The following is a 12,442-nucleotide window of genomic DNA, read 5'->3' on the forward strand; positions in this document are numbered from 1 at the left end:
TCTTTTTGTCAGCCTGCAGGGCCCTGAGATGATCAGCGGCCTGAAGATGACCGGATGGTGATCATTGATTCGTTTTGATGCTTGCAAAGGCGGGGGTTTTTGCTCCCGCCTTTTTTCTTTTCGAGATAGGGAGCGGGGTGTTTTCGCCTGGTGAGTTGACAGCACGTGTTCCCCGGGGCATGATTGTAACTATTCTTTTGGCCCGATAGACCGTTAATCCGGCACTTCAAGGGCCTGCATGCTTCTGGTTGGTTTTCCGGTGAGCGGCAGGGTCTTTAACAAGGCGGGGCGAAGGACCCCGAAGGCATCAATCAGGAGGATGCGGACATGAAGAGGACGAATGCTGTGCTGAAGTGCGTTGGGCTGGCCCTGTTGGGTCTGTGGACTGCAATGTCATCGGTTTCGATGGCTGCGGAGGTGGTCGTGCCCTATGCGGCAACGGGCAGCGGCTGGTGGACGGGGGTGGCCGTCACCAACGTCGACCTGGCCGACGGCCAGACCACCGAGGCCATTACCGTTGATTTCTACGCTCAGAACGGGACCCTTCTGGGCTCCAAAGACATCGGCATCCTCGCGGCCCAAGCCTTTTATGTGAATGTGGTTGAAGGCATTTTCGGGGGGGCCTTGCCCGAGCGCTTCTGGATGGTCATCTCCCACCCGGGCCGGGCCCAGATCAGCGTCACGGTCTTTTTCGGCAACTCCGCCCAAGGGGGATTTTCGACCACGGTCTATCGCTCCGACCAGGAACAGGCAGGGATTCCGATCACCCATGTGCCGTTCACGATCTACCGGCCAGGCTACTATTATCTGACCGGAAACCTTGAAAGTACCTCAACAACGGAACCGGCGATAGATTGCCAGGGGTACGGGGTCACCATCGACCTCAAGGGGTTCACCCTGCGGGGGCCGGGCAATAGCACCGGGGCGAACGATGGAATCGCCGTGAAAAAGGAGACCGTCATCAAGAACGGGGCGATCAAATTTTTTGGAAGGTATGGTATCGTCGGTCCAAGCTCCCATGCTTCTTACGGATTCGGCAAGATTCAGGTCGTCAATGTATCGATTAGGAATTGTGGCGATAGTGCAATTTCGCTTTCAGGAACATCAAATTTGGTCCAATCATGTCGTGCAATGGAGAACGGTAAGGGTATCGGGTCTGGCACGGGTAGCAGCGTTGTGGACAGCGTCAGTAGTCAGAACCAAGATGTCGGGTTTTCTATCGGCCATGGTTCATCGGCCAGAGGTAACGTGGCATATTTGAATGGTAGCCATGGGTTTAATTATTATTCCGGGTCCACACTCACCGGCAATTCCGCATATAAAAACGGAGAAACTGGTTTTTCTGGTTCGGGGGGATCCGGCTCGACGCTTGTGAACAACAGCGCCCGAAATAACGGCAACCACGGCTTTTACTCCCCGAATTGCCTATTGGATCAAAACGTGGCCACGGACAACAACCAATCCGAAGGGGCGTATTCAAACATCAGTGCCTCTGGATCGACGTTGGGGACAAATCACGCCCCGGAATAGAAAGATGGGAAACAAGCTGAGTTTATGAGAGTTTTTTTTTGACAAGACGGAACACGGCTTTTGATTTGAAGATGACCGGGTGGTGATGACGGCGGGTCTCGCCCGTTTTTTTTCAAGGCCAGTGAAAAGGCCCCAGGACCATATCGGTCCGGGGGCCTTTGTCATTTGGTTCCCAGCCTTGTGGACTGTCACTCACGGTCAGAGTTACTTCTTCTTTTTTCGTTCCAAGGTCAGGGCGTGGGTGGTGCAGGCCGTGACGCAGGCAGGTTCAAGGCCTGCATCAAGGCGATCCATGCAGAAGTCGCATTTGCCGACCACATTCCTGTCCTCGAACAGAACCGGTATATGCCACGGGCAGGCCTCGATGCAGGCCTGGCACCCGTCGCAGAGTTCGGTGTTCACGAAGACCAGTCCGTCGGATTCGCGCTTGACCATGGCTCCGGTCGGACAGGCCTCGACACAGGCCGGATCGTCGCAGTGAAAGCAGCATCGGTAGCTGGCTTTGAGGACGATCTTGCCGTCCTTCAGTTCCGGGCCGGAGGAGGTGTGGACGGCGTACTTGATGCCGACGGGATTGTTGTTCTTGACCTTGCAGTGGACCTCGCAGGCCTTGCAATGGATGCAGCGCTTTTTGTCCAGTTTCATTCTGTAGATGCTCATGATCGTCCTCCTAGACTTTGCGCACGCCGACAAAATGTTCCTGCATGGAGAGGCCGCCTCCGCCCCGATCCCAGCACTCCAAGCCTCCGGACATGAGTTCGTGATCGGCCGCGCCCCTGCCCTTGGCCCTGGATTCCGGCGGCAGATGATGTCCGAAACCGTGGACCATGAACAGGGCCTCCGGATGAATGCAGTCGGTTACAAAGGCTTTGATCCGCCCTGAAGTCCCGGATGAGGAAAAGACCTCGACCAGATCGCCATCGGCAATTCCCAGATCCTCGGCCCGGGTGGTGTGGATCCAGGCTAGATTCTCGGGCATCAGTTCGGCCAGGAGCGGATTGTTTACAGTGTGTCCCTGGGTGTGGACGCCGACTCGGCCGAAGGCGATGCGGAACATGCCTTGGGGCGGGAGTTTCGGGGATGAGTAGGGAGGCAAGGTGTTGTGGCCGGCCTTGGACCATTTGCCGCTGAGCATTTCGATTTTGCCCGAAGGCGTGGGCAGCTTGATCTCGGCCATGGGCCGGTACAGGGGTTTGTCGGCCAGCTCGACAAAGCCCTTGGCGTCGAAGTCGGCAATGGTCACTCCCGTGTCCTGGAGCTGGTGGTTCCAGAGGTCCTCGATCCGCTCGAAGGCCAGAGGGTCAAGGCCCAGACGCTTGGCCAGCCCGCAGATGATTTCCCAGTCGGCCCTGGAGTCGAAGGTCGGTTCCTGGGCCCGTTTGCGGACGAAAAACTGGGGCTTGAGCCCCGCCTTACCGGCGATGATGCTTTCCCGGGCCAGATAGGTGGACAGGGGTAGGACCACGTCTGAATGCCAGGCCGTGTCCGACCAGGAGAAGGTGATGCTGACCAGGAGGTCCAGGCCTTCCCATTTCTTTTTCAGGGCCTCGGGATCGGGCATGGCCATGAGGGGGTCGTGCCGAAAACAGAGATAGGCCTTGACCGGGTAGGGTTCGCCGGTGGCGACTGCGTCGTAGGCCAGATTGACTAGGCCCGGACCGGCATCGAATTGAGGATATTTCCAGCCCACGCCGTCGGCCCTCTTTTCCTCGGGTTTGGGAAAGAGATCGGCCAGTTTCTTGAGGCCCTTGCGGCCCACATCCTTGGGCGTGTTGACAAAGGGCAGACCACCCTTGGCGCCGATGGCCCCGAGCAGGGTGTTGATGATGTAGGCCGTGCGGCAGACCTGGAAAGAGTCTGTGTAGCGGGCCACCATCCACCCGGGATGCCAGATCACGCTTGGGGCGGCCTCGGACAGTTGGCGGGCCAGATCCACGATGGCCTCGGCCGAGGTTCCGGTTTCAGCCGCGGCCCATTGGGGGGTGTAGGGCTTGACGAATTCCTTGAGGGTTTCGAACCCATCCACGAATTGGTCGACAAACTCCTTGTTGTAGAGATTTTCGTAGATCAGGGCATGGATGACGCCCAGATTGAAGGCGTAATCGGTGCCCGGTCGGATCATGAAGAAGTTGTCGGCCTTGCTGGCGCTGACCGTGCCCCGGATGTCGATGACGGTCAATTTAGCCCCGGCGGCCATGCCGTCCAGGACCGAATTGACCTCGGCCACGTTGATGGCCTCCATGATGTTGCGGGTCTGGAGGATGATGTGCCTGGCGTTCTTCAGGTCATAGGCGACCCCCTTGCGGCCGACCCCGATGGTCGACTGGGCCCCGTGCTGGACGTTGCGGGCGCAGGACGCGTCGTGGTTGCAGTAGTTGGGGGAGCCGATGGCGCGCATGAAGGCCTGGTGCAGGTCGGGAAAGGGCCCTCCCCGGTCGGACCAAAGCACGGACCGGCCGCCGTGTTTGGCCATGATTTCCTTGAGCTTGTCGGCCACATGGTCCAGGGCCTCGTCCCAGGACACGGCCCGCCATTTGCCTTCGCCTCTTTTCCCGGCCCTGATGAGGGGAGTCTGGGGTTTTTCCGGGTCCTGTTCCAGGGCAATCCCGGCTGCGCCCCGGGCGCACAGGCCGCCCTTGAGACCGGAAAATTCGTTGCCCTGGATGCGCACGGCCTTGCCCTCCAGGACATCCACCTGGATCGGGCAGCGCACGGTGCACATACCGCAGACGCTGAACACTGTTTTGGATGCGGACATGGCACTCTCCCTTGTAGTTTTGGTGGAGCTCGTCGACATCGGTCTCGAACGACCGCTCCACGACCACATTGTGATCAGATATTTCTACCAATCTTAGCCGTTGGGGTCTCGAATTGTAAACATGTCCGCACATGATATATTTTTCACGAGACAGGAACGAAGGTCGCTTATTGGAAGAAAAATCTCAGACACAGCTTGTATCAAAAGGGGACGTGGCTCGGTGGATTTAGCCTCAAACCTCGGCCATGAGCTCGCATTCCTCGTCAGGAAGCTTGCCTTGCCAGAGGGGGAGTTCAACCAGAAAGACCGTTCCGGGTCCGGCGTCAGAGCGCTCCTCAAAGGGAACGATCTCGAGGAATCGTTCGGGAACCGGACTCTGGGCAGAAATTCGTCCATTGTGATCCTTGATGATCCCGAAAGACACGGACAGGCCGAGGCCGGTGCCCTTGCCGACCTCCTTGGTGGTGAAGAAGGGGTCGAAGATCTTGCCCATGACCTTTTCGTCGATGCCCTGGCCGGTGTCGGCCACGGAAATGACCACTCGGCGGCGGTGGGCGCAGAGTTTGGTGCCGACGACGATGTGGCCGTTCCCGCCCACGGCGTCGGCGGCGTTGTTCATGAGGTTCATCCAGACCTGTTTGAGGCGCTCCTTGTCTCCCTGGACTGGCGGGACATTCTCGTCCAGGTCCAGATGGACCTGGATGCGGCTCAGGCCGAAGGTATGGGAGGTCAGGGAGGCCACCTCCCGGATGGAGTCGTTGAGTTCCATCTCGGTCTTGGTGGTGTCGGTGCTCCGGGAAAAGCCAAGGAGATCGGCCACGATCTTCTTGCAGACCCGGGCTTGCTTCTCGATGGTCAGGAGGTCTTCACGGATCTGTGATCCCTCGGGGACATCCTCGATCAGGAGCTGGGCGTAGCCGAGGATGATGCCCAGGGGGGTGTTGATTTCGTGGGCCACTCCTCCGGCCAGTCGGCCGAGGTCCTCCATCTTCTGTGAATGGATGAGCTGTTCCTGGTACTGCTTGACCACGGTCACGTCCCTGGCCGTGAGGAGAAGACCGGAAATTTCGCTGCCGTCATAGACCGGGACCTTGACCACGTGGAACCAGCGGACTCCCTTCTTGCCCGAGACCCGGATTTCTTTTGAAAGGGAAACTCCCGTCTGGAGGATCTGGCGGTCCTCGTGATAGTTCAGGTCGGCCTGGCGTTCGGAAAAGATGTCGAAATCGGTCTTGCCCAGAATATTTTCCTCGGTGACCTCAAAATACTGGCAAAAGGCTTTGTTGGCGGCCAGATACCGAAGTTCACGGTCCTGCAGGGCGACGAAGTCGGGGGTGACGTCGAGAATGGTCCGCAGAATCTGCTTTTGCTGGGCCATGGTCTTCTGGCTGGCGCTGATTTCCAGGATATGGGACTCGAGAGCCACGGCCATGACGTCGAAGGCCTCGGCCAGGTCCTGTAACTCGTCTCCGGCGTGGCATCGGTAGACCGGGCAGGTCGAGCATGAGTCCTCGGTGCAGGCGATGCGATCCTCGGCCCGTGTTCCGGTGCCGACCATGAGCCAGCAGCGGCGGCGAACATCGCCGTGGGCCGGGCATTGGGTCAGCTTGCAATTCATCAATTCCCAGCAGTTTTGGGCCAGAATTGGTCCGGTCTGGGTGTTCAGCTGGCCCTTGATGACGTCGTCGGCCGAGTCCCGAAGTTTGCCGATGCGACGGGTGATGGTTCCGGCGAACCAGGATCCCAGCCCCATGCCGACCAGGACAACGGCGAAGGTGGAGGCGAAGCTGATGGCCACCAGCCTGCGGACGGCCTGGTTGATTTGGGCCCAGGACAGGCCGAGCCTGACCTGGCCGATGTCCTTGCCGTCGATGAGGACCGGAGCGGTGAAATCGTAGGCCATGCCCTGGGTGGTTCTGACGACGTGGATTTGGACCGAGCCGGAGTTCTTTTCGGTCGGAATGCTCAGGAGATCGGTCGGGAAGCCTCCCTGGAATGTATGGACGAGAACGTGCCCGGCGGAATCGCAAACAAAGGCATACATAACATTGTCGGAATGTTCGCGTATTTCGTCCACCAGGGTTTTCATCCGCAGGAAGTCCGAGGCAAGGAGCGACTCGGTAACTCGTTTGGCCAAATTGACGGTAATGGCCACGCCCCGTTTGCGATTTTCCTCACGCAGGGAGTCGGCGGCAATGCCACTCAGGAGGGCGCCGAGCAGGATGCCGAAGACGACCAGAATGGCGGCAATGCCCAGGGTGACCTTGGTCTTGAATTTGAGGCGGCTGAATCTGGCCCGATGGTCAATCATTGGACTTCAACCCCAGTTTTTGCATGAGCCTTTCCACGGGTTCGTAGTCGGCGTTGTCGGCCTCTATGATCCCCTTGAAGCCTGCCTGCTCCAGGATCAGTCGGTGTTCGGGAGTGTCGGGGTCGAGGGTCAAGAGGGCCTCCCGGACGGCGTCTACCACTTCGGGGGGCAGGTCCCGGCGATGGGCGTAGAGCCAGCCCGGGTAACTTTCGCTGCGGGCCAGGACCCGGATCATGTTCAGGTCGACCTTGTCTCCCACAACATCCAAGGTGCCGTCCCGGACAGACCCGATATCGTACTTGCCGGCGTACACGGCCAGGACGACCTTTTCCTGTTTGCCTCCGGGGCCGGGAGCAAAGGCGATCTCGGCGAAGTCCTTGGTGGTTAGGCCGTGATCGTAAAAGAATCCGAGCGGATAGAGATAACCGCCGGCCGATGACGGATCCACGGCGATCCAGGTCTTGCCCCGGCAGTCCTGGATGGTCTCAATGGCCTTGTTGTCGGCCCGGCAGATGATCTCCCCGTAGAAGTCGGGCTTGCCGTTCGATTCGAGGATGCGAGCGAAGGCCACCGCCCCGTAGAGTTTGGCCATGCGGACAAAGGCAAAGGGATTGGAAAAGGAGATGTCGATCTTGCCCTGGCCGAGCATGGAGATGTGGTCCTCGAAGGTGTCCGGGAAGACCTGGCGGATTCGAAGGCCGGTGACCCGGTTTAGGTATTCGATGAGGGCGTGGTGACGCTGGAAGGAAACCGTGTGGGAGTACTGGGGGAGGTAAGCGTAGGTGATGGTCGGCTCGGGTTTGGGCAGGGGCATGTCCTGGCGTTTGTCCAGGTCGACCCTGTAGACGGGGCCGTCTTCGCCACAGGCCGGAAGGAGGCTCAGGACTAGGATCAGGATGATTCTCGGTATCCACGCCATTGATGTGTGCTCCATGGAGACTGGTACTTGACGCCGAGTTTTTGCATGGCGTCGAGATATTCGGCCGACCGGTCCAGATAGAAGGACAGGGCCTTGGAGAAGTTCTTTCCGACAATGCCGTCGACGAACATTTGGCTGATGTCGCGGTGACGCATGAGAATGCCCTGGGACCGGATGAAGACCTGACGGTCCTCCTCGGCCATGGTTTTCAGGATTTTCTTGAGAACGCTTCTGGCACGTGGTTGATACATCCAGAAATAGAGCAGGTCCAGGGAGTGGATGATGATGATTTTCTCCAGCCCCTGTTCCTCGGTGTTCAGGATGCACATGAGCTGCTGGGGTGATTCGACCATGGCCAGAACGCTGGTCTCGGGAAAGAGCAGTTCCAGGGTGGTGTAGGCGTCGAAAAGCCCCCGGAGCTTGGCGTGGTAGTCGATCTCGCGCTGGGCCATGTTTTTTAGACGGTCGGCGTAGCCCTCGATGATACCGGCCACGCAGTCCGAGGCCAGCTTGGAGATGATGGCGGCCCATTTCTGGAGAATGGAGTCAACGGCGGACAGTCCCGCCATGACCAGCAGGCCCCCGGTCACGGCGTTGAAGGCCAGGGCCAGGGGGATGGAGAGCAGGCTGCGGAAGAAATTGCCGAAGGCCGCGCTCCGGGGCAGGCCCCGGAAGATGTTGTGGGTGGTGATGTAGATGCCGTTGGCCAGGGCCATGACCGTATAGAGAATGACCGGACTGGTCGAGGTGGTTACGCCCATGTTTTGATCCAAAAAGACGGTCTTGACCACGTAGTCTAGGAGAGGGACTGAAAAACCGGTGTAGAGCAGAGAGTCGGTCAGTCGTTCCCAGCTGACGTAGCTGTTCCAGCGGAGCAACGGCGAGCGGCGAAGACCTCCACCGCCCAGGACGGACTGGATGATGTTGCGCAGGCCGGTGATGGCGAACCAGATGACAGCTCCGAAATAGGCCAGGAGCCACCAGTCCTTGGTCAGGGCGAAGGTGGCAAAGGCCGGGGCGAATCCGAGCATGACCTTGAGGGCGTTTTTCAGACCGCTGTTCAGGTAGCGGGGATGGAGCCTGGTCCGCTGGCTCCCGGCCGATTTTGGTCTAATGCTCAGGCCGTTGTCAGGGGCCTTGCTGATGCCACCGATGGCCACGAGATTGGCCCCGATCTCTGGGTCCATGATGAACTGACCGGGCTCCCAGGTCTTGTGGTGGGTGTAGCCGAAATGCTCCAGCAGGGGAATCCGGCGGAGTTTCTTCTGGATCCAGTTGACCAGAATGTCTGGGCTGTGCTTGGCCCGGGCGGTACTCTTGATCATGGTTTCGGCCCGGATGGGCAGAATTCGCTCGGAGTCCCGGTCCAGCCGTCTTTGCACCGGTCTGGGCAGGGTTTCCAGAACGGCCAGACCCATGCCGTAAAGATGCCGGGATTGTCCGGTGGAACTGCTGCCAAGGCGGGTTCCAAGCTTGCGGTGGCGGTAGATGTTCCGAAATCCGTCGAGATCGAAGAGGATTTCGACGAATTTGACCTTGCGGTCCCAGGGTATGGTCTCATTCAGGGGAGGGTAGTCGAAGCTGGTCAGTATGTCCTGGAGAATACGTTTGAGAACGGTCACGTTGCCGGTGTTCAGGGCCCGCTGGAGTTCGTTGGCCTCGCTCCAGTCGTTGGGGCAGGATTGGTTTCCGGAAACGTAGGTCTTGAGGTTGAAGATCTCGAGATGGGTGATAAAGCCTTCGCAGTCGTAGAGGATCTCCAGGGCGTCCTGGGTGCAGATGTTGTCCATGACCAGGGTCAGTTCGAAGCTTGAGTGGAGTTTTCGCAATCTGGAGGCCAGTTCCTTGGGACCGAGATGCAGGAGGTCCGGAGCGTGGTTTTCCTCGTCGGGCCCCGGGGGGCGGAACGGATTGCGCAGGCCCGGATTCTGCTCGGAACTCAGCCATCGCCTGATAATTTCCCCGGAGTCCAGAAGGTTCATTTCTCTGACCAGGCCCTGGATTTCCGTCCTTCGGTTCGGGTCGGACTTGGCGAATTGGGGCCGCAGTTTCTCCAGGCGGAGCCGAAACTCCTTCATCAGGGCGTCGTGGATGAATCTGGCCAGGTGGAGCAGGGACGGACGTCCGGCGCCCACGTAGGCCTTGAAGTCGTCCCTGGAGAGGCGGGGGAGATCGACGCCGAAATGGTCGTTGACGGTCGGGAGGTGATCGATGTTGAAGGCGTCGATGACGTCGAAGACGTATCGCTCCCGATACTCCTCGACCCGGACACATTCGGCTGTGAATTCAGCCATGTCGGGATCGGCCAGGAAGTTCAGGAAGGTCTGGGTGTTTCTGGCGGCGTTGGGGGTCCAGATGAGGCGAACGTAGCGGTCCCAGAACCGGGCCGAAAGCTCGATGCCGATGGAGACCTTGATGTCCATGACGGCCCCGGCCTCTAAAAGTTCCGAGGCCGCCTCGGGCTGGACATGGTTGTAGTAGACCACGGTCAATTCCCGGATGCCCTTGATCCAGGCGTCCATGACCAAGTGGGTGGCGGATTTCCGTCCCTTGGTGTTGGCATCGTGGACATGGTCGTCGAAGACGACCTGATTCCATTCCTCGGGCATTTCCAGGAGGTGATAGTTTTTGAGCTGGCGGCGGACCAGACGGGGCCTGCCCAGGGCCGTGGTTCGGAAGTCCCTGGCCAGGCGAAGCTGGAGGAGGCGGTCGTCTTTGGCCCGGACAAGCTCCTTCATGATCTGGAGCAGGGCCCTGGCCGTGTTCAGGGGCAGATCGGTTCCGCCGGCGGTGACGACCTCGTCCCTGAGGGCCGTCAAGGCCTTGAGCCGGTCCTCGGCCTGGCCGACCTCAAGGGATTCCAGAAGCTTGAGAACGGCATAGGCGATCCTGAGGCCCCGGGGCGCGGCCATCTCCTTGATTCCGTGGGGATGGAGGTGGGGGGCCAGGAGACGCTTGAAGTCGCCCCGGCTGCGGTTTTTCTGTTCGAGGACGTCGTTGACGATGCCCAGAAGCTCGTGGTCCCGGCGGTCGAAGAAGAACCGGGACAGCCAGCCGGGAAGGGCGTTCGTATCGGGGGCCGATGGGGGCTGAGAAGCGCTCATGACGAATGCACGATGTCAGCGGTCATGGCAGTCTGTCAACGAAGACGGATGAAGATCGAGAATACCGGGCCGTCGCGGATCGATCGAAATCCGGGCCGAGGCTTGGCCTATTTGCTGATGAAGCGCAAAGAGGGTCGGAGGTATCAGGAAACAACGACCTGGTCGCGGCCGTCGAGTTCGCTGACGTGCACGTCGACATGCTGGTCCCTGGTCGTGGGAATGATCTTGCCCACGAAGTCGGGTTGGATGGGCAGTTCGCGGTGTCCCCGGTCCACCAGGACCAGGAGCTTGACCCATTTTGGGCGGCCGTAGTCCAGGATGGCTTCCAGGGCGGCCCGCACGGTCCGTCCGGAAAAGAGGACGTCGTCCACGAGGAGCAGGGGGCGGCCGTCGACGGCAAAGGGAATACGCGAGGAATTCAGGCGGGGGGTGACGTCCAGAGTCGTCCAGTCGTCCCGGTAGAGGTTGATGTCCAACCGGCCCAGGTCGCAAGGGCGGCCAAGACGTTCGGCCAGCATGCCCTGGATGCGGGCGGCCAGTTCGGCCCCGCGGCGTTCGATGCCGATCAGGGCCAGATCGTCCTCTTGGGGGACGCGTTCGAGGATCTCGCAGACCAGCCGTTCCAGAGTTCTGCGGATATCCAGCCCGTTGAGGGATTCCTTGGGTGAGGCCATGGTTCTAGACCTCGGGTATCAGGGCGTTGAATATCTGGTTGATCTCGTCCTGGCAGGTGTCCATGAAATCGGCGATCTGATAGACCTCGATGCCCAGGCTCTCCCAACTGGCCAGATAGAGGGGCTCGATGACCTCGGTGTCCGTGGGGGCCAGCCCCAGGACCTTGGCCGAGATGTTGGCCAGATGGATGACGTGGGGCGTGGAATGCTGGACACTGAATTGGGGGCTGTGGTGGTAGATGACCGCCGAGACCAGGCTCAGGGGAAACCGCCATTTGCGGAGAATCATCCCGCCGAGCTTGGCGTGGTCGTAGCCGAGAATCTGGCGTTCGGCATCGTAGAGGGAGATGTTTCTGCCCTCGGCCATCTGGACCACCTGGCGGTAGACCTCGGGCTCCTCGGTCATGATGACCATGCGCCCGATGTCGTGCAGCAGCCCGGCCACGAAGAAGCGTTCGGGGTCCTCCAGCCCGGCGGTCCGGGCCATGGCCCGGGCAATGACCCCGCAGGCCACGCTGTGTTTCCAGAATCGGTTCAGATCGAGGGGGGCCGGCCGGTTTTTCTTGAACAGGTTCAGGAGCAGGGTGCCCAGGGCCAGGCTGGATATCTGATGAGTGCCGAGGACGGCCACGGCCCGGTGCACGGTCTCCACTGGCTGGCGGAGATTGTAGAGGGCGCTGTTGACCATCCGCAGGACCGAGGCCGTCAGCTTGGGGTCCATGCTGATGACCCGGGCAAGGTCCGTGGCCGAACTCGACGGGTCTTCGAGGACCCTTTGCAGCTCGATGCCCACCTGGGGAATGGTGGGCAGAGAGATGTCCCGGACCGCCAGTTCGGCCGCCCCGGAAGGGCTGCGTTTCCGGCCGGTGGCCGAAGCGTCCGGTTCCGGCCGTTGCCAGATGTTTTCACGGGCCATGGTCTCCATGGACTTTTCATAGAGAAAAGAGGCCAGGGGGTGGCCAAGGTCAGCGGCCCGAAAGCGGTCGGAGGCGATGGCCTCGATGGCGGCCCGTTTGTCCGGGGCCAGGGTGTCCAGAAGGGTGGTCATGTTGGCGCTCCTTGAAGGCGAAGGATAGGGGGAAGAGCGGGTAAAGGCAAGAACGGTCGATCCGATCCGTCTCGGCGGGAAACGAGGCTGGGGGAGGG

At 60.0% G+C, this 12,442-nt stretch carries 8 protein-coding genes; 1 reads left to right on the forward strand and 7 read right to left on the reverse strand.

Annotated features, from left to right (window positions below; translation table 11 throughout):
* The first annotated feature begins 327 nt into the window (after window positions 1-327).
* Window positions 328-1,530 (forward strand): right-handed parallel beta-helix repeat-containing protein, encoded by a 1,203-nt coding sequence (locus tag EOM25_09090; GenBank protein NCC25337.1) that lies wholly within the window; start codon window positions 328-330, stop codon window positions 1,528-1,530.
* Between the two features lie 204 nt (window positions 1,531-1,734).
* Here the strand turns inward: EOM25_09090 and EOM25_09095 are convergent, their stop codons facing one another.
* From EOM25_09095 to EOM25_09125, 7 genes are all read right to left on the reverse strand, one after another.
* A complete protein-coding gene (locus tag EOM25_09095) occupies window positions 1,735-2,190 on the reverse strand; it encodes a 4Fe-4S dicluster domain-containing protein (protein ID NCC25338.1) in 456 nt (151 codons plus the stop codon).
* A 10-nt stretch (window positions 2,191-2,200) separates the two neighbouring features.
* The gene (locus EOM25_09100) at window positions 2,201-4,288 is read right to left on the reverse strand and encodes a thiosulfate reductase (protein NCC25339.1); all 2,088 of its coding nucleotides are present in this window, start codon (window positions 4,286-4,288) and stop codon (window positions 2,201-2,203) included.
* 232 nt (window positions 4,289-4,520) lie between these two features.
* Window positions 4,521-6,599, reverse strand: a complete 2,079-nt coding sequence (locus EOM25_09105; GenBank protein ID NCC25340.1) for a PAS domain S-box protein — start codon at window positions 6,597-6,599, stop codon at window positions 4,521-4,523.
* Window positions 6,592-7,518: a phosphate/phosphite/phosphonate ABC transporter substrate-binding protein gene (locus EOM25_09110; GenBank protein NCC25341.1), complete on the reverse strand. Its 927-nt coding sequence runs from the start codon at window positions 7,516-7,518 to the stop codon at window positions 6,592-6,594. The genes EOM25_09105 and EOM25_09110 overlap by 8 nt, the downstream gene beginning before the upstream one ends.
* Window positions 7,491-10,622 (reverse strand): hypothetical protein, encoded by a 3,132-nt coding sequence (locus EOM25_09115; GenBank protein NCC25342.1) that lies wholly within the window; start codon window positions 10,620-10,622, stop codon window positions 7,491-7,493. The genes EOM25_09110 and EOM25_09115 overlap by 28 nt, the downstream gene beginning before the upstream one ends.
* Window positions 10,623-10,765: 143 nt before the next feature.
* Window positions 10,766-11,296, reverse strand: coding sequence for a bifunctional pyr operon transcriptional regulator/uracil phosphoribosyltransferase PyrR (gene pyrR, locus EOM25_09120; protein NCC25343.1), 531 nt, complete (start codon window positions 11,294-11,296; stop codon window positions 10,766-10,768).
* A 4-nt stretch (window positions 11,297-11,300) separates the two neighbouring features.
* Window positions 11,301-12,344 carry an HDOD domain-containing protein gene (locus EOM25_09125; GenBank protein NCC25344.1) on the reverse strand — a complete coding sequence of 348 codons (1,044 nt, stop codon included), beginning with the start codon at window positions 12,342-12,344 and terminating at the stop codon, window positions 11,301-11,303.
* Window positions 12,345-12,442 lie beyond the last annotated feature (98 nt).

Source organism: Deltaproteobacteria bacterium (genome assembly GCA_009929795.1).
Taxonomy (GTDB): Bacteria; Desulfobacterota; Desulfovibrionia; order Desulfovibrionales; family Desulfomicrobiaceae; genus RZZR01.